This window comes from Microbacterium sp. Yaish 1, assembly GCF_002245215.1.
Lineage (GTDB): Bacteria > Actinomycetota > Actinomycetes > Actinomycetales > Microbacteriaceae > Microbacterium.
The window spans coordinates 667,650-684,236 of the sequence record NZ_NPMR01000002.1; the positions used below are offsets into that span (position 1 = coordinate 667,650).

Consider the following 16,587-nt stretch of genomic DNA (forward strand, 5'->3'; position numbering starts at 1 on the left):
CTAGGATGGGAGGATGCCGTTCCCCGAGATCGCGCACACCAGCGCGCCCGTCACCGAGTCCGACGCCGACGCCCTGGTCCTCGCTCTGCCACCGCTCGACGAGCAGGCCGACGTCGCCGGGTGGCCGGGCATCACCGAGATGCTGTCCGCCGTCGGGTTCACCGGCGCCCGCGGGTCGGTGCACCGCGTGTTCCTGCCCGCCGTGTCGTCGACTCCCGTCGTGGTCGTCGGAACCGGAAGCGACCCCGACGTCCACGCGCTGCGCGATGCCGCCGGCACCGCGGTTCGCGTGACCACCGGGTTCGCCTCCCTCGCCGTCGCCGCTCCGCTCGCGCCCGCCGAGGCGTGGGGCGCTCTCGCCGAAGGCGCCGTCATGGGCGGGTACCGCTTCGCGGGATACAAGGGCGGCACGCCGAAGTCGCGAGCGGAGCGCGTGACGGTCCACTCGTCCGCCACTCCTTCCGCCGAGGAGGTCGCCGGCGTCAACGCTCTCGGGCGATCGCTCGCCCTGGTGAAGGATCTGGTCAGCACGCCCGCCGAGTGGCTCTCTCCCGCCGACCTGGCGGAGCGCGCGGTCGAGGCGGTCGCGGGACTGCCCATCGAGGTCGAGGTGCTCGACGAGGCGGAGCTCGAGCGGCAGGGCTTCGGCGGAGTGCTCGGTGTCGGGCAGGGCTCGGACCGGCCGCCGCGCGTCGTGCGCGTGGAGTACTCCCCCGCTGACGCCGAGCGCCACGTCGCACTGGTCGGCAAGGGCATCACGTTCGACACGGGAGGCCTCTCGCTGAAGCCGGCCGCGAGCATGGTCGGGATGAAGTACGACATGGCCGGTGCCGCGACGGTGCTGGCGGTCGTCCAGGCGGCAGCCGCGCTCGCTCTTCCGGTACGCGTCTCGGCCTGGCTGTGCGTGGCCGACAACATGCCCTCCGGCCGCGCGACGCGTCCGGGTGACGTGCTCCGGATGCTGGACGGGACGACCGTCGAGGTCCTGAACACCGACGCGGAAGGTCGCCTCGTCCTCGCGGACGGCCTCGTCGCCGCGAGCCGGACGCGACCCGACGCGATCGTCGACGTGGCGACCCTGACGGGGGCGATCATCGTCGCGCTCGGAAACCGTCACACCGGCGTCATGGGAGACGATGACGCCGTCGCCGACTACCTGGCGGCCGCCGAGCGCGCGGGCGAAGCCGCGTGGCAGCTGCCGTTGCCGGCGCACATGGAGGACGAACTCGACTCCCCCATCGCCGACATGCAGAACGCGAAGATCGGCGATCCCTCCGGCGGCTCGCTCTTCGCCGGACTGTTCCTCCAGCGCTTCGTCGGTCGCACCGGCGAGGAGGACGACGCGCCCCGCATCCCCTGGATCCACCTCGACATCGCGGGGTCCGGCACGACCAAGGCCGCCTTCGGCGGGACCGACAAGGGGCCGACCGCGGCCACCGTCCGCTCGCTCGTCGAATACCTGCGGGGTTCGCAGCGATGACCGATCACAGCGTCGATCTCGTCGTCCTCGGCGGCGGCAGCGGTGGCTACGCGGCCGCGCTGCGCGCGGCTGAGCTCGGTTCCTCGGTGGTGCTCATCGAGAAGGACAAGCTCGGGGGAACGTGCCTGCACCGGGGCTGCATCCCCACCAAGGCCCTCCTGCATTCCGCGGAGGTCGCAGACAGCGTCCGCGGCTCGGAGCACGTCGGCGTCCGGGCCGCGTTCGAGGGGATCGACGTCGCGGGGGTCCATGCGTACCGCGACGGCATCGTCGCGAAGAAGCACAAGGGTCTCGAGGGTCTCATCGCAGCACGGAAGATCACCGTCGTGCACGGCGAGGGCAGGCTCGAGGCGGACGGCGGCGTGGCCGTGGGCGACGATCGCTACCGTGGCACCGACGTCGTGCTGGCGACCGGTTCGTACAGCCGCTCGCTGCCGGGACTCGAGCTCGATGACCGGATCATCACGAGCGAGGGTGCCCTGGCGCTCCCCACCGTGCCGCGGCACGCCGTCATCCTCGGCGGTGGCGTCATCGGCGTCGAGTTCGCGAGCATCTGGCGCTCCTTCGGCGCGGACGTGACGATCATCGAGGCGCTCGACCGGCTGCTGCCGACCGAGGATGCCGCGATGAGCAAGACGATCGAGCGCGCGTTCCGCAAGCGCGGGATCGACGCGCGCACGGGAGTCCGCTTCAGCGCCGCGGAGTCGCACGCGGACGGCGTCCGGGTGTCGCTCGAAGACGGCACCACGCTGGAGGCCGACGTACTGCTCGTCGCGGTCGGCCGAGGTCCCGCGACGGCGGGCCTCGGCTTCGAGGACGCCGGTGTCGAGCTCGATCGCGGCTTCGTCCGCGTCGACGAGCGGCTGCGCACCACGCGCGACCGCGTGTGGGCCGTCGGCGACATCGTCCCCGGCCTGCAGCTCGCCCATCGCAGCTTCCAGCAGGGCATCTTCGTCGCCGAGGAGATCGCGGGCCTGCGACCCACCGTCGTTCCCGACAGTCTCGTTCCGCGCGTGACCTACAGCAGTCCCGAGGTCGCCTCCGTCGGGCTGACCGAGGAGCAGGCCCGCGCCGCGCACGGCGACGCGATCGTCGTGCGCGAGTACAACCTCGCCGGAAACGGGAAGAGCGAGATCCTCGGGACGGCCGGACTGGTCAAGATCGTCCGGCGCCTCGACGGCCCGATCGTCGGGGTGCATCTCGCGGGCGACCGCGTCGGCGAGCTCATCACCGAAGGCCAACTCGCCGTGGGCTGGGAAGCCCACCCCGAGGACATCGCACCATTCATCCACGCCCATCCGACCCAGAGCGAAGCTCTCGGAGAAGCATTCCTGGCGCTGGCGGGCAAACCGCTGCATGCGCTCTGACCGGTCGACCGATGCAGATCAGTAAGCTAGAAGGACATCGGCATTTCTTGAAGGAGACAGATTCATGAGCACTTCCGTGGTCCTCCCCGCGCTCGGAGAGAGCGTCACCGAGGGAACGGTCACCCGCTGGCTCAAGAAGGTCGGTGACACCATCCAGGAAGACGAGGGTCTTCTCGAGATCTCCACCGACAAGGTGGACACCGAGATTCCGTCGCCCGTGAGCGGCGTCATCGAAGAGATCCTCGTGCAGGAGGACGAGACCGTCGAGGTCGGCGCCGTCCTGGCGAAGATCGGCGATGGCTCGGGAGCGCCCTCCAGCGACGCCCCCACCGAGCAGGCGCCGGCCGAAGAGGCCCCCGCCCCCGCGCAGGAGGCTCCCGCCGCCGAGGCGCCCGCGGAGTCCGCACCGCAGCAGTCCGCGCCCGCCCCGGCAGCGTCCGGCGATGCGAAGGATGTCGTCCTCCCCGAGCTCGGCGAGAGCGTCACCGAGGGAACCGTCACCCGCTGGCTCAAGCAGATCGGCGACGACGTCGCGGTCGACGAGCCGCTCCTCGAGATCTCGACCGACAAGGTCGACACCGAGATCCCCGCTCCCTTCGCCGGCACGCTCGTCGAGATCCTCGTCCAGGAGGACGAGACCGTCGAGGTCGGCTCCGCTCTCGCCCGCATCGGCTCGGGTGCCCCCGCTCCGGCCGCCGAGGCGCCCGCCGCTCCCGAGCCCGCCGACGAGAAGCCGGCCGCACCGGCCGAGGCCCCCGCCCAGCAGCCCGCTCCCGCTCCGACGCAGCAGGCCGCCCCCGCTCAGCAGGCCGCTCCCGCTCCCGCGCAGCAGACCGCTCCCGCCGCTGCACCGGCCGCACAGCCTGCGCCCGCAGCCGACAACGACGGCGTCACGTACGTGACCCCGCTCGTGCGCCGCCTCGCGCAGCAGCAGGGTGTCGACCTCTCGTCGATCAAGGGCAGCGGCGTCGGCGGTCGCATCCGCAAGGAGGACGTCCTCAAGGCCGCGGAAGCCGCGTCGGCGAAGCCCGCCGCAGCGGAGGCACCCGCCGCGCCCGCTCAGGTCGAGGTCTCGGAGCTCCGCGGCACGCGCGCACCGATGTCGCGCCTGCGCAAGGTGCTCGCCAAGCGCGCCGTCGAGTCGATGCAGCAGACCGCTCAGCTGACGACCGTCGTCGAGGTGGACGTCACCAAGCTGTCGGCGTTCCGCGACAAGGTGAAGGTCGACTTCAACGAGAAGACCGGGGCCAAGCTGTCGTTCCTGCCGTTCTTCGCTCTCGCAGCGGCCGAGGCGCTCCAGACCTTCCCGATCGTGAACTCGACGGTCGACGGCGAAGAGATCGTCTACCCGGCCACCGAGAACATCTCGATCGCGGTCGACACCGAGCGCGGTCTGCTCACGCCCGTGCTGCGTGACGCCGGTTCCAAGAACCTGGCCCAGATCGCACAGGACATCGCCGACCTCGCCGCACGCACGCGTGACAACAAGCTGAAGCCCGACGAGCTCGCCGGCGGCACGTTCACGATCACCAACACCGGTTCGCGCGGCGCGCTCTTCGACACCCCCGTGGTGTTCCTCCCGCAGTCGGCCATCCTCGGCACCGGCATCGTCTACAAGCGCCCCGGCGTCGTGACGGTGGACGGCAAGGACGCGATCTCGGTGCGCTCGTACGTGTACCTCGCGCTCTCGTACGACCACCGCACGATCGACGGCGCCGACGCGGCGCGCTTCCTGAGCGCCATGAAGGCACGCCTCGAGGGTGCTCAGTTCGAGGGGAACCTCGGCTACTGATCAGCTGAGCCACCGCATCACGGCTGGTCCGCGACGTCGTACACGTCGCGGACCAGCCGTTTCTCGTCTTCGGTGACGACCACGACGATCTGAGACGGGCGCGCTCCGGAGGGGTCGTCGACGCGCACCACCTCCACGCCGCCCAGGTCGTCGAGCAGGCGCACCTCGCGCGGTGCACCGGCAGTCGCGATGCCCTCCGGCAGCGCGGCATCCGGTCGCTCGAGAAGCACGGTGCGGCACGCCGGATCGGCGGTACGCCAGCAGTCCGCGAGTTCGTCGACGACCCGGAGGGCGGGGTCGGTCGGTGGTGTTTCAGCACCTGACGACGGCGACGAACGATCGTCCCCCGGGGAGTCCCTGACGCCCGACGGAGACGGGGAGCGGGCTTCCGCCCGGGGCCCCTCCTCCGTTTCCGAGGCCGGCACGTCCGGGGCGGATCCTTCGTCGCCGTCCGCGCCGTACGGGAGGGAGAGACCGATGGCGAGGGTCGCCCCGACCGCGGCCAGCGCGACCCACATCACGCGTCGCCGGCCGGCCGGCGGGGCCTCGCCACTCCGCTCGGATCGGCGTCGTCGCTGCCGCGGGAGAAGACCAGCCGCGTGCTGCAGCGACGCACGGGCCGCGGCGATCGTGGTGCTCACGCGCCCCATCAGCTCGCGGTCGAGGAGCCCCGCCGCCGCGCTTCGCGCCACGATCACGGCATCCGTCGCGGGGCGTTCGCCGGCAGCACTACCCGAAGGGTGATGAAGCCCCGCCGGCACGATGACGAACGGCTCCGGGGAGGCCACCGCGAACAGCTCGTCTTCGAGACCGGGCGTCGCGAACGGCAGTGTGACCCGGTCGGCCAGGGCGTCGCCGACCCGCTGGCGGATATCGGGGGACAGCGCCGCGTCGGGGATGCGACTGAGCACGGCCCGCGACGACGTCTCCCATCCCCGAGCTCCCGTGGGGACGAGCACAGGGCGCCCATCGCTCGTCGACCACCACTCCCCTGTGCGCCATTCCGACTGCGCCGCATCCACCGCCCCGCGCAGGACGCTGACGACGAGGGTCACCGCTTGACCTGATGTGAGGTCGAACGCGCTGTCTCCGCCGCACAGACGCGCCCGGAGCAGCGGCAGGATCACGAGCGTCTCGTCCGCGACCCGATCGACGTCGTCGGGAGCGAGAAGGTGACCGTCGGGGCGCGCCGACCACACCTCGCGAGGCAGGCGCGCCGCGGCGACCCGGTAGGCGGCGCCTTCGGGCGACGCCAGGATCTCACCGGGGAAGGGTGCCTCAGGGGGTGCCACACGCCGCAGCGGCGCGGGGACATCGGCGGACGGCGTGCGATTCATCGTCCCAGTGTCGCCCCCGCTCGTCCCGCTCTCTCCCGCTTCGAGTCGGTGTGTGCACAGTCACCGGCCAGGGGCGGTTGTGGAGGCGGAACGACGCGGCCGAAAAGGTAGGCTGTGAGCATGTCGTCCCGCAGCACCGCACCCGAGAAGCGCCCCGGATTCTTCTCCCAGCTCCGCTCCCTCTTCACCTTCACGAAGGAGTACTACAGCTGGCTGCCGTGGCTGCTCATCGGCATCGTGGTGGCCGGTGCGGGCCTCGGCGTCCTCGTCGGCTTCCTCGTTCCGCCGGGCGCCATCTGGAGCGTCATCCTCTGGGGTGTCACGGGCCTGCTCTTCGGCATCCTCGGCGCGATGATCACGATGACGCGTCTGGCCACGCGGGCCATGTACAAGCGCATCGACGGGATGCCCGGTGCGACCGGACACATCATCTCGACCAACCTGGGCCGCAAGTGGCAGGCCTCGGAGATGCCGGTCGGCGTCAACCCGAAGACGCAAGAGGCCGTCTACCGCGCAGTGGGCCGCGGCGGCGTCGTCATCATCGGCGAGGGAGCCCGCGGGCGTCTGACGCGACTGATCAACGACGAGCGCAGCAAGGTCAAGCGCGTCGCTTCGGGTGTTCCGATCCACGTCTTCTACGTCGGCCACGGCGAGGACGAGGTGCCCATCGCCAAGCTCGCCCCGACCATCAAGGCTCTGCCGAAGGCGATCGACCGCACCACGATGGCAGCCGTCATCAAGCGCATCGAGTCGGTCTCGCAGTCGGTGACGTCGCTGCCGATCCCCAAGGGTGTCGACCCGATGAAGGCTCGCGCTCAGCGACCCCGCTGATCCGTCTGAGGGCGCGGCCCCGCGCCCTCAGACGCGGACGAGGATCGTGCCCGCGGCCTTGTCGTGGAGCCCACGCTGATCGGGATCGAACACCACGGCGGGGATGACCAGGATGAGGAGCAGCGTCCGGACGATCGGACGCCAGAGGCCCGTCCAGCCCCCGTGCAGAAGCTCGAGGCGCAAGCCGACGATACGGTGACCCGGGCTTCCCCCGATGAGCGGGATGAAGATGACCTGGAGCGCCGCGAAGACCGTGATCGGCGCGAACTGCGTCACCCCGGCCTCACCCGGAAGAGCGAACTGGTTGAACCCGAGGAACGCGGTCGCGAGCAGGGTCGCCGCCGCGTAGTCGATCACGAGCGCCGCGAGCCGCCGTCCCAGGCGGCCGACGCTGCCGGGCCCGTCCTCGGGACGCCCCAGCCGCTCGCCGGGATAGGTGTTCTCGCGCAGGGATTCGGGCACCCGTCCAGCCTAAACGGGGCCGGCCGCGTAACATCCCGGAAACATCCGAGATACTGCCGGGCAACTGGATGCCGATAGGTTCGAAGAGGTCTGGATGACTCCAGGCTGTTCCTCACCCGATCTTGGAGACTCCATGTTCAAAGATTCTTCCGAGGTGCTCAAGTTCATCCAGGACGAGGACGTCAAGTTCCTCGACATCCGTTTCACGGATCTTCCTGGCGTGCAGCAGCACTTCAACATCCCGGCCTCGACCGTCGACGAGGAGTTCTTCACGGTCGGTCAGCTGTTCGACGGCTCGTCGATCCGCGGCTTCGCGAACATCCACGAGTCGGACATGCAGCTGATCCCGGACGTCTCGACGGCTTACGTCGACCCGTTCCGCGAGGCGAAGACGCTGATCATGATCTTCGACATCTACAACCCGCGCAACGGCGAGATCTACGCCAAGGACCCGCGGCAGGTCGCCAAGAAGGCCGAGAAGTACCTCGCCTCGACCGGCATCGCCGACACGGCGTTCTTCGCCCCCGAGGCGGAGTTCTACATCTTCGACGACGTCCGCTACGAGGTGAAGCAGAACTCGAGCTTCTACTCCGTCGACTCCGAGGAAGGCGCCTGGAACACCGGCCGCGTCGAAGAGGGCGGAAACCTCGCCAACAAGACCGCTTACAAGGGCGGCTACTTCCCCGTCTCGCCCGTCGACAAGACCGCCGACCTGCGCGACGACATCTCGCTCAAGCTCATCGAGTCGGGCCTCGTGCTCGAGCGCGCCCACCACGAGGTCGGCACCGGTGGACAGCAGGAGATCAACTACCGCTTCGACACCATGGTGCACTCGGCGGACGACATCCTGAAGTTCAAGTACATCGTCAAGAACACCGCCGAGATGTGGGGCAAGGTCGCGACCTTCATGCCCAAGCCCCTCTTCGGCGACAACGGCTCGGGCATGCACACCCACCAGTCGCTGTGGCTGAACGGCGAGCCCCTCTTCTACGACGAGAAGGGCTACGGCGGACTCTCCGACATCGCGCGCTGGTACATCGGCGGCCTGCTCAAGCACGCTCCCGCGGTCCTGGCGTTCACCAACCCGACGCTCAACTCGTACAAGCGTCTGGTCAAGGGCTACGAGGCCCCGGTCAACCTGGTCTACTCGGCCGGAAACCGTTCGGCGGCCGTCCGCATCCCGATCACGGGAACCAACCCCAAGGCCAAGCGCATCGAGTTCCGCGCCCCCGACGCCTCGGGCAACCCGTACCTCGCCTTCGCCGCTCAGATGATGGCCGGCCTCGACGGCATCAAGAACCGCATCGAGCCGCACGAGCCGGTCGACAAGGACCTCTACGAGCTGCCGCCCGAGGAGGCCAAGAACATCCCGCAGGTTCCGAACTCGCTGCTCGACTCCCTCGAGGCGCTGCGCAACGACCACGAGTTCCTGCTGGCCGGCGGCGTCTTCACGCCCGAGCTGATCGAGACCTGGATCGAGTACAAGATCGAGAACGAGATCCAGCCGATCAACGCCCGTCCTCACCCCTACGAGTACGAGCTGTACTTCGGCGTCTGACGCCACCGCTGCGACGAGCCCCGTCGCCCGCTCTGCACGAGTCGGGCGGCGGGGCTCCGTCATTTCCCGGAGCTTGCATCGCGGGCATCGCCGGAGCCATCCTGATCGGGTGAATCTCTCCGACATCCCCGGACCGTTCTTCCACGGCACGAAGGCGTCGCTTCGCGTCGGCGACCTGCTCACCCCGGGATTCCCGTCCAACTACCGCCCGGAGATCACGATGAACCACGTGTACTTCACTGCGGTGAAGGACGGCGCGGGTCTCGCGGCGGAGATCGCGCCGGTCCCGGGTCAACCGCACGTCTACGTCGTCGAGCCCACCGGCGAGTTCGAGGACGACCCGAACGTCACCGACAAGAAATTCCCCGGCAACCCCACCCAGTCGTATCGCTCCGCCGCTCCCCTGCGCGTCGTCGCCGAAGTCACCGACTGGACGCGGCTGTCGGCCGAGGCGCTGCAGACATGGCGGGAGCGCCTCGACCGGATGGCGGCCGAACGCGCCGAGATCATCAACTGACAGGCTTCACTCGGCCAGGCGCACGACCTCGGCGATGACCCGCGGGTGCGCGAGGATGCGGAAATGTCCTCCGGTCTCCAGCCGGACGTTACGCGCGCCGTCGAGCTCGCTTCCACCGGGGATGTGAGGGTCGAACTCGCCGTAGACCGACACGATGTGCGGGTTGGGTGCGACTTCGCGCGCCAGCGCCAGAATCCCGGGCGCACTCGGCGAGAACGCACGCAGCGTGGGCACGAGCATGAGCCGACCGTACACAGACCCCGCGAACGGGCTCGCGACGGCCACCATGCCCCGGACGCGGCTGCCGACAGCGGCATCCGCCATGACCTGCTTGCCGACCAGGCCGCCCTTGCTGTGCGCGACGATCACGACGTCGTCGAGATCGTGCTGCCGCAGATACTCCGCGACGTGACCCGCGGCGCGCGGCACCGGCCAGCGGTTCCGGCCCAATGCGGTGATGACATGGACGGGATGCCCGCGGTCGTGGAGCTCGGTGATGAGGGGCTGCAGGAACCGCCACGTCTCGTAGACGCCGGGCAGCACCACGATGGGCGTGCCATCCCCCGACCCGAAGTCGCCGGGATCCGTCCGCGAGAAGAAGGCGCGAGCCTGCCAGGCGACGGCGTAGGCGTAGTCCGCGATCCACCACGCTGCATTTCTCACGAGCCGGAAAATCACGGGCCCTCTCCCGGGTCCCTCGACGCGGCCATCGCGAGGATGCCGCGGGCGACGGGTTCAGCGTCAGTGCGCTCGACGTGGTGGCCTGTTCCCGGGACGACGAGCACGCTGCTCTCAGCCGTTCGGCCCGCGAGGCGCTCCACCCACGTGTCGCCGGCGATCGGGTCACGTCCGCCGCGCACGATGAGCGTCGGCACCGTCAGCCCGGCAAGGCGCCCCTCGATGGGATAGGCGAGCATGTGCCGGACCTGCGCGAAGAACCAGCGCGGGCCGGTGCGGAGATAGTCGAGCGTGACACGGACGTTCACCCGCGGCGGCTCGAGCAGTCCATCCCGGGCCAGGGCCACGGCCTGCGCGGCAAGCGTGCGGTGGTGATCATCGACGACCGGCCCGATCAGGCCGAGCCCTCGGACCAGATCCGGATGCCGCGACGCCGTCTCCACCGCCCACTGCACCCCCATCGAGTGCCCGACGAGCACGGCCGGTCGGCCGACGACACGACGGAGCAGCTCCGCGAGCGCATCGGCCATCGTGGCGACCGGCACGTTCCGGCGCGGCGCCGGCAGGCCCGCGAATCCGGGCAGATCGATGCTGTGCACCGATGCGCTCCGCGCGAGCAGGGGGTGCAGCCGAAGGAACGAGCGGTGCGACATCCCCACCCCGTGGAGAAGCACGATGGTCGGGAACGACGCCACCGCGGGCGAGCTCCAGACACGGAACTCGAGGCCGTCGATGGAGATCCGCCGGGGCGACCATCCGACGCGCTCCGGGCGAGGCAGCGTCGAGGTCGTCATCACCTCGTCAGGCTATGAGACGCACCGGCGGTGAGCAGGCGGCTTGACTTCGTGTCAACCACCGTGACCGGATGCCGTCGCCGCGGTGGACTGCTGTCATGACCGATGCATCCCGTGACTCACAGCCCATCGCCGACCCCGCCGCGCAGGATACCGATCGCGATGACACCTCGATCGTGCCCGATCTCGACGCCGATCCCGTCGAGGCTGAGCAGGACCGGATTCCGGACGCCGAGCGCGGCGAGCACTGACGCTCAGTGCGTAGCGGCGCCTCCGGCGTGGTGAGGTTCGCCGTGCCGGAGGCGCCGCATCACCGTGAGCACACCGACGATCACGAGACCGACGAGCAGTCCGGCGATCGCCGATACGGCCGTCTCACCGATCCAGACGACCGCACCGCCCGCGGCTTCGAGCAGGTGCTCCACCCCGTGCAGCAGGTCGAGGGTGAAAGTCACGCCCACCTCGCCCAGGTTCGCGAGCACGAGGTGGCCGCCGACCCACAGCATCGCGACGGTGCCCACGACGCTGATCACGCGGAACACAGCGGGCATCGACCGGACGATCCGCATGCCGGTGTGCCGGACGCGCGCTGACGGATTCTTCGCCATCCGCAGGCCGATGTCGTCGATCTTCACCAGCAGGGCGACGGCGCCGTAGACGATTCCCGTCATGAGCAGGGCGATCACCGCGAGGACGGCGAGGGTCTGCCAGATGCTCATCCCCTCATCGAGGTTCGACAGTGAGATGAGCATGATCTCGGCCGACAGGATGAGATCGGTCCGCACGGCCCCGAGAACGAGCTTCTTCTCGTCACGAGGGCCGTCATCCTCCGCGCCGTGATGCACCCCGAACCACTCCAGCACCTTCTCGGCTCCCTCGTAGCAGAGGAACATCCCGCCGAGGATGAGCAGGAACGGCAGCACGGCGGGCGCGAACGCCGTTAGCAGCAGCGCCACCGGGATGATGATGAGGAACTTGTTCGCGATCGAGCCGAGCGCGATCTTCGCCACGACGGGAAGCTCCCGCGCGGGCGTGATCCCCTGGACGTACTGGGGCGTCACGGCGGCATCGTCGATCACGACACCCGCAGACTTCGCAGAGGCGCGGAGAGCAGCGCTCAGGATGTCGTCGACGACAGCCAGCAGACCAACCGACATGTTTCCCCTTAGCCGTAGAAGAGCTTCTCGAACACGCGGCGGGCTTGACGCGCAGCGCGCATCCAATCCTCCTCCACGACGGTCGCCGATCGTGCCGGATACTCCAGCAAACGACCGATTCCGTCCAGTCGTCCGCGATCGGTCGGCAGGACGTCGCTGGTCTGTCCCGACAGCAGGGTGTTCGCCGACCGGAGGCGACTGGCCAGCCGCCACGCCGCCGCGAGCTTCTCCGCGGCATCGCGCGGGATGAGGTCGGCCTCGACCGCCGCTCCGAGCGCGGCGATGGTCGAGGTCGTGCGCAGGCCCGGCACGCGGTGGCCGTGCTCGAGCTGGATGAGCTGCACGAGCCACTCGACATCGCTCAAGCCGCCCGGGCCGAGCTTGAGGTGCCGGGACCGGTCCTGCCCCTGCGGCAGTCGCTCGCTCTCGACCCGGGCCTTGATGCGCCGGATCTCACGGAGACCCTGAGGATCGGGCGCCACCGGGTAGCGCAGGTCGTCGGCGAGGGCGAGGAAGCGTTCGATGAGCGTCACGCTGCCCGCGACGCCACGAGCGCGCAGAAGGGCCTGCGCCTCCCACGACAGTGACCAGCGTCGGTAGTACTCCGCGTACGACTCCAGCGAGCGCACGAGCGGGCCGTTCCGTCCTTCGGGTCGCAGCCCCGCGTCGAGCTCGAGCGGCAAGCGGTGATCCTCGGAGTATCGGCGCACACCCTGAACGAGCTGGAGGGCGAGTTCCTGAGCGCGCTGCGCCGGCACGCCGTTGGCGTCGAAGACGTAGATGATGTCGGCATCCGACCCGAACCCGAGCTCGGAGCCCCCGAAACGCCCCATCGCAATGACGGAGAAGTCGAGGCGGTCGTCTTCGGGCGGTACCACCTCGCGCCGCACGGCGCGCAGCGTCGCCTGGATGGTGACCTCCGTGATGGTGGTCAGGCCCTCGGCGAGCTCTTCGATCGACAGCTCACCGACGACGGCCGCCATCGCGAGGCGCAGCAGCTCGCGCCGCCGGAGGGCGCGGACCGCCGACATCGCGTCGTCGATCGAGGCATGCCGGGTCTGGATGGCCCGCGCCTCTTCCTGCAGCACGAATCCGGGTCGGGGCCGCAGCTGATCGGGCGAGTCGAGCCAGGCGATCGACTCGGGGATCCACTCCATCAGTTCGCCCACGTAGCGGGAGCCCGAGAGCAGGCGGGTGAGACTCTCGGCGGCACCCGACGAGTCGCGCAGCATCCGGAGGAACCACGGCGTGTTCCCCAGTCGCTCGCTGATGCGTCGGAACGCCAGCAGCCCGTAGTCGGGATCGACCCCGTCGGCGAACCAGCGGATCATGACCGGCATGAGGTGCCGCTGGATGACGGCCTTGCGGCTGAGGCCGCTCGTCAGAGCTCCGATGTGCCGCAGCGCGCCCGCGGGATCACGGAACCCGATCGCGGCGAGACGCGCCCTCGCCGCCTCGGGCGAGAGCGTCTGCTCGTCAGCGGGCAGTGCCGCGACAGCCGAGAGCAGCGGCCGGTAGAACAGCCGCACGTGGATCTCGCGCACCTCGCGCTTGATCTCCTCCCACACCGCGACGACCCGGTCGCCGCCGTCGCCGATGCGCGACGACCGCGCGAGCGTGCGCAGGGCCGCCCCGTCTTCGGGCATGAGATGGGTCCGGCGCAGCTCGCGCAGCTGCAGCCTGTGCTCCATGACGCGCAGACGCCGGTAGTCGAGCGCGAAGCGCGACGCGTCCTCGCGTCCGATGTATCCCTCCGACACGAGCGCATCCAGCGCGTCGAGCGTCGAGCGCTCCCGGATACGGTCGTCGGTCGCGCCGTGCACGAGCTGCAGCAGCTGGACGGTGAACTCGACATCGCGGATGCCGCCCGGCCCGAGCTTGAGCTGCCGCGCGACCTCGGCCGGAGGGATGTGGTCGGTCACCCGCTCGCGCATCTTCTGCACGCTCTCGACGAAGTTCTCACGGGCCGCGCTCGCCCACACCATCGGTTGCACGGCGTCGACGTACTGCTCCCCCAGCTCCGCGTCGCCGGCAAGCGGACGCGCCTTGAGCAGAGCCTGGAACTCCCAGCTCTTCGCCCAGCGGTCGTAGTAGGCGATGTGCGACTCGAGGGTGCGCACGAGTGCGCCCTGCTTCCCCTCGGGGCGCAGGTTCGGGTCGACCTCCCACAGGGGCGGCTCGATCTCAACCTCCGAGATGCCGCGCATCGTCTGAATCGCCAGTCGCGTCGCGACCTCGACGGCCTGCGCCTCCGAGACGACGTCTTCGTCGGCCGACCCGCCGACGAAGATGACGTCGACGTCGCTGACGTAGTTCAGCTCGCGCGCCCCGGACTTGCCCATCCCGATGATCGCGAGGCGCGTCGCGGCGACCGCGTCGCGCTCGAAACGGCCGGCTCCCGGGACACCGGCGACCAGCCTGCTGCGTGCCACGGCGAGAGACGCTTCGAGGGCGGCGCCGGCCGCGTCGGCGAGGGCCGCGGCGACCGCGTGCAGGATGATCGTCGGGTCGGATGCCGCGAGGTCGAACCGGGCGATGCGTGCCAGCATCCGCCGGTACCGCACCCGCAGCGCAACCCAGGCGTCATCACCCGAGGACGCCGCGAAGCCGTCCTCGGCGCCGACGGCATCCAGCATCTGCGCGCTCAACTCGTCGCGTGTCGGGAGTCCGTCGCCCTCGGAGGCGAGATCGGCGAGCTCCTCGGGATGCCGCAGGTAGAAGTCGGCCAGCCCGAGCGACGCGCCGAGCACCGACCAGACCGCGCCGGGCCGGCGTCGCAACGAGTCGGTCACGATCGACGCGTCGCGCCGCGCGATGCGCAGCAGCGCCGACACCGCGGCATCGGGGTCCGCGGCCGCCTCGGCCGACGCGATCAGCTCGTCCCGGTCGACCCCCGTCAGCTCGGCGAGGTCGGCGAGGTCGGCGTCAGCCCGTCCGAGATCGTCGAAACCCGCGCGGGCCAGCCCCGTCAGTCCGGTCGAACGAGGTGACCGGCTCATGGCCTCAGAGCATCTCCAGGTTGCTCTTGAGCTCGAACGGAGTCACCTGGGCACGGTAGTTCTGCCACTCGCGTCGCTTGTTCAGCAGCACGTAGTTGAACACCTGCTCGCCGAGCGTCTCGGCGACGAGCTCGGACTCCTCCATGTACTCGAGGGCGTGGTCGAGGCTCGCGGGCAGGGGCGCGTAGCCGAGGGCCCGACGCTCGGAGTCGGTGAGCGACCACACGTTGTCCTCGGCCTCGGCCGGCAGCTCGTAGCCCTCTTCGATGCCCTTGAGGCCCGCGGCCAGCAGCAGCGCGTAGGCGAGGTACGGGTTCGCGGCCGAGTCCAGAGCTCGGTACTCGACGCGCGAGGACTGGCTCTTGTTGGGCTTGTACATCGGCACCCGCACAAGAGCCGAGCGGTTGTTGTGGCCCCACGTGATGAAGCTCGGGGCCTCGTCGCCGCCCCACAGACGCTTGTACGAGTTCACGAACTGGTTGGTGACCGCGGAGATCTCGTTCGCGTGACGGAGAAGACCGGCGATGAACTGCCGACCCGTCTGCGAGAGCTGGTACTGCGCGCCCTCTTCGTAGAACGCGTTCACGTCGCCCTCGAAGAGCGACATGTGGGTGTGCATTCCACTGCCCGGGTGGCCGCTGAGGGGCTTCGGCATGAAGGTCGCGTACACGCCCTGCTCGATCGCCACCTCCTTGATGACGGTCCGGAACGTCATGATGTTGTCGGCCGTCGCGAGGGCGTCGGCGTAACGCAGGTCGATCTCGTTCTGGCCGGGGCCACCCTCGTGGTGGCTGTACTCGACGGAGATGCCGAGGTCTTCCAGCATCCGGACCGAGCGCCGGCGGAAGTCGTGGGCCGTGCCGCCCGGGACGTTGTCGAAGTAGCCGGCGGAATCGACCGGCTCGGGACCGTCGGGGCCGTACGACGACGACTTCAGCAGGTAGAACTCGATCTCGGGGTGCGTGTAGAACGTGAACCCGGCGTCGGCGGCCTTCGCGAGGGTCCGCTTGAGAACGTTGCGGGGGTCGGCGACAGCGGGCTGGCCGTCGGGCGTCGTGATGTCGCAGAACATCCGAGCGGTCGGGTCGATCTCACCGCGCCAGGGCAGGAGCTGGAACGTCGTCGGATCCGGGTGGGCGAGCAGGTCCGACTCGTAGCTGCGCGTCAGCCCCTCGATGGCCGAACCGTCGAACCCGAGCCCCTCGGCGAACGCGCCTTCGACCTCGGCCGGCGCGATCGCCACCGACTTCAGGGTGCCGATCACATCGGTGAACCAGAGCCGCACGAACTTGACGCCGCGCTCCTCGATCGTTCGCAGTACGAAGTCCCGCTGCTTGTCCATCGCGTCCTCTCCGAGACAGGGTCGGGTCCCAGACTACTGGCGGCGAGCGCCCTCCGACGGCGGCGTGCCCCAGTCATCCTCCCGAGCCTCGTCCTCTCGCCACGCCTGCGCCCGCTGCGCCATGATCTGCGGCGCCCGGGCTGCTTCCTCGGCCGAGGCGAACGGGCCGGCACGATCGGCGCCCGGCGATTGCTTGCCGCGCTCGACCTCGTGCGTCGTGAGGTTGTACCAGTACTCGCCGTCGCTCTCGGGCATGGTCGCTCCAGACTGCGC

General features: G+C 69.8%; 15 protein-coding genes. 7 read left to right on the plus strand and 8 right to left on the minus strand.

The genetic code is table 11. The annotated features are described in order from the left end of the window. Positions 1-13: 13 nt before the first annotated feature. The 3 genes from CI089_RS12290 (at position 14) to sucB (ending at position 4,639) form a co-directional block, all read left to right on the plus strand. Entirely contained in the window at positions 14-1,480 is a 1,467-nt protein-coding gene (locus CI089_RS12290) for a leucyl aminopeptidase (protein ID WP_094261812.1), read from the plus strand. After that, positions 1,477-2,847 carry a dihydrolipoyl dehydrogenase gene (gene lpdA, locus CI089_RS12295; protein WP_094261813.1) on the plus strand — a complete coding sequence of 457 codons (1,371 nt, stop codon included), beginning with the start codon at positions 1,477-1,479 and terminating at the stop codon, positions 2,845-2,847. The genes CI089_RS12290 and lpdA overlap by 4 nt, the downstream gene beginning before the upstream one ends. A gap of 64 nt (positions 2,848-2,911) precedes the next feature. After that, a complete protein-coding gene (gene sucB / locus CI089_RS12300; RefSeq protein ID WP_094261814.1) occupies positions 2,912-4,639 on the plus strand; it encodes a 2-oxoglutarate dehydrogenase, E2 component, dihydrolipoamide succinyltransferase in 1,728 nt (575 codons plus the stop codon). A gap of 17 nt (positions 4,640-4,656) precedes the next feature. Here sucB and CI089_RS12305 read toward each other — a convergent pair whose 3' ends face one another. Beyond that, on the minus strand, positions 4,657-5,976 hold the full coding sequence (locus tag CI089_RS12305; protein ID WP_094261815.1) for a hypothetical protein: 1,320 nt from the start codon (positions 5,974-5,976) through the stop codon (positions 4,657-4,659). A gap of 120 nt (positions 5,977-6,096) precedes the next feature. Here CI089_RS12305 and CI089_RS12310 point away from each other — a divergent pair, with 120 nt between their 5' ends. Continuing rightward, positions 6,097-6,807: a DUF4191 domain-containing protein gene (locus CI089_RS12310; RefSeq protein WP_094262482.1), complete on the plus strand. Its 711-nt coding sequence runs from the start codon at positions 6,097-6,099 to the stop codon at positions 6,805-6,807. Positions 6,808-6,834: 27 nt separating this feature from the next. Here CI089_RS12310 and CI089_RS12315 read toward each other — a convergent pair whose 3' ends face one another. Continuing rightward, positions 6,835-7,269 (minus strand): RDD family protein, encoded by a 435-nt coding sequence (locus CI089_RS12315; protein ID WP_256977937.1) that lies wholly within the window; start codon positions 7,267-7,269, stop codon positions 6,835-6,837. A gap of 133 nt (positions 7,270-7,402) precedes the next feature. Here CI089_RS12315 and glnA (CI089_RS12320) point away from each other — a divergent pair, with 133 nt between their 5' ends. Then, positions 7,403-8,827: a type I glutamate--ammonia ligase gene (gene glnA, locus CI089_RS12320; RefSeq protein ID WP_023951345.1), complete on the plus strand. Its 1,425-nt coding sequence runs from the start codon at positions 7,403-7,405 to the stop codon at positions 8,825-8,827. 109 nt (positions 8,828-8,936) lie between these two features. Beyond that, entirely contained in the window at positions 8,937-9,344 is a 408-nt protein-coding gene (gene arr, locus CI089_RS12325) for an NAD(+)--rifampin ADP-ribosyltransferase (RefSeq protein WP_094261816.1), read from the plus strand. 6 nt (positions 9,345-9,350) lie between these two features. On the opposite strand, the gene CI089_RS12330 is transcribed toward arr, so the two are convergent. Together CI089_RS12330 and CI089_RS12335 are read right to left on the minus strand one after the other, a co-directional pair. Further along, positions 9,351-10,007, minus strand: a complete 657-nt coding sequence (locus tag CI089_RS12330; protein WP_256977939.1) for an esterase/lipase family protein — start codon at positions 10,005-10,007, stop codon at positions 9,351-9,353. A gap of 11 nt (positions 10,008-10,018) precedes the next feature. Continuing rightward, positions 10,019-10,816: an alpha/beta fold hydrolase gene (locus CI089_RS12335; RefSeq protein WP_094261817.1), complete on the minus strand. Its 798-nt coding sequence runs from the start codon at positions 10,814-10,816 to the stop codon at positions 10,019-10,021. A gap of 98 nt (positions 10,817-10,914) precedes the next feature. Here CI089_RS12335 and CI089_RS16470 point away from each other — a divergent pair, with 98 nt between their 5' ends. Next, a complete protein-coding gene (locus CI089_RS16470) occupies positions 10,915-11,067 on the plus strand; it encodes a hypothetical protein (protein ID WP_162815414.1) in 153 nt (50 codons plus the stop codon). Between the two features lie 3 nt (positions 11,068-11,070). On the opposite strand, the gene CI089_RS12340 is transcribed toward CI089_RS16470, so the two are convergent. The 4 genes from CI089_RS12340 to CI089_RS12355 are packed head-to-tail and all read right to left on the minus strand — an operon-like array spanning position 11,071 to position 16,569. Continuing rightward, on the minus strand, positions 11,071-11,973 hold the full coding sequence (locus tag CI089_RS12340; protein WP_094261818.1) for a DUF808 domain-containing protein: 903 nt from the start codon (positions 11,971-11,973) through the stop codon (positions 11,071-11,073). Positions 11,974-11,981: 8 nt separating this feature from the next. Then, positions 11,982-14,972 (minus strand): bifunctional [glutamine synthetase] adenylyltransferase/[glutamine synthetase]-adenylyl-L-tyrosine phosphorylase, encoded by a 2,991-nt coding sequence (locus CI089_RS12345; RefSeq protein ID WP_094261819.1) that lies wholly within the window; start codon positions 14,970-14,972, stop codon positions 11,982-11,984. 4 nt (positions 14,973-14,976) lie between these two features. Beyond that, a complete protein-coding gene (gene glnA, locus CI089_RS12350; protein WP_064956796.1) occupies positions 14,977-16,314 on the minus strand; it encodes a type I glutamate--ammonia ligase in 1,338 nt (445 codons plus the stop codon). 33 nt (positions 16,315-16,347) lie between these two features. Further along, positions 16,348-16,569 carry a hypothetical protein gene (locus tag CI089_RS12355; protein ID WP_094261820.1) on the minus strand — a complete coding sequence of 74 codons (222 nt, stop codon included), beginning with the start codon at positions 16,567-16,569 and terminating at the stop codon, positions 16,348-16,350. Positions 16,570-16,587: the final 18 nt, after the last annotated feature.

Bases quoted from the DNA above. Each gene is read 5' to 3' on its own strand.
- CI089_RS12345 (WP_094261819.1), bottom strand. From the start codon at position 14,972: ATGAGCCGGTCACCTCGTTCGACCGGACTGACGGGGCTGGCCCGCGCG.
- lpdA (WP_094261813.1), top strand. From the start codon at position 1,477: ATGACCGATCACAGCGTCGATCTCGTCGTCCTCGGCGGCGGCAGCGGT.
- CI089_RS12335 (WP_094261817.1), bottom strand. From the start codon at position 10,816: ATGACGACCTCGACGCTGCCTCGCCCGGAGCGCGTCGGATGGTCGCCC.
- CI089_RS12290 (WP_094261812.1), top strand. From the start codon at position 14: ATGCCGTTCCCCGAGATCGCGCACACCAGCGCGCCCGTCACCGAGTCC.
- CI089_RS12305 (WP_094261815.1), bottom strand. From the start codon at position 5,976: ATGAATCGCACGCCGTCCGCCGATGTCCCCGCGCCGCTGCGGCGTGTG.
- CI089_RS12340 (WP_094261818.1), bottom strand. From the start codon at position 11,973: ATGTCGGTTGGTCTGCTGGCTGTCGTCGACGACATCCTGAGCGCTGCT.
- CI089_RS12310 (WP_094262482.1), top strand. From the start codon at position 6,097: ATGTCGTCCCGCAGCACCGCACCCGAGAAGCGCCCCGGATTCTTCTCC.
- glnA (WP_064956796.1), bottom strand. From the start codon at position 16,314: ATGGACAAGCAGCGGGACTTCGTACTGCGAACGATCGAGGAGCGCGGC.
- CI089_RS12355 (WP_094261820.1), bottom strand. From the start codon at position 16,569: ATGCCCGAGAGCGACGGCGAGTACTGGTACAACCTCACGACGCACGAG.
- CI089_RS16470 (WP_162815414.1), top strand. From the start codon at position 10,915: ATGACCGATGCATCCCGTGACTCACAGCCCATCGCCGACCCCGCCGCG.
- sucB (WP_094261814.1), top strand. From the start codon at position 2,912: ATGAGCACTTCCGTGGTCCTCCCCGCGCTCGGAGAGAGCGTCACCGAG.
- glnA (WP_023951345.1), top strand. From the start codon at position 7,403: ATGTTCAAAGATTCTTCCGAGGTGCTCAAGTTCATCCAGGACGAGGAC.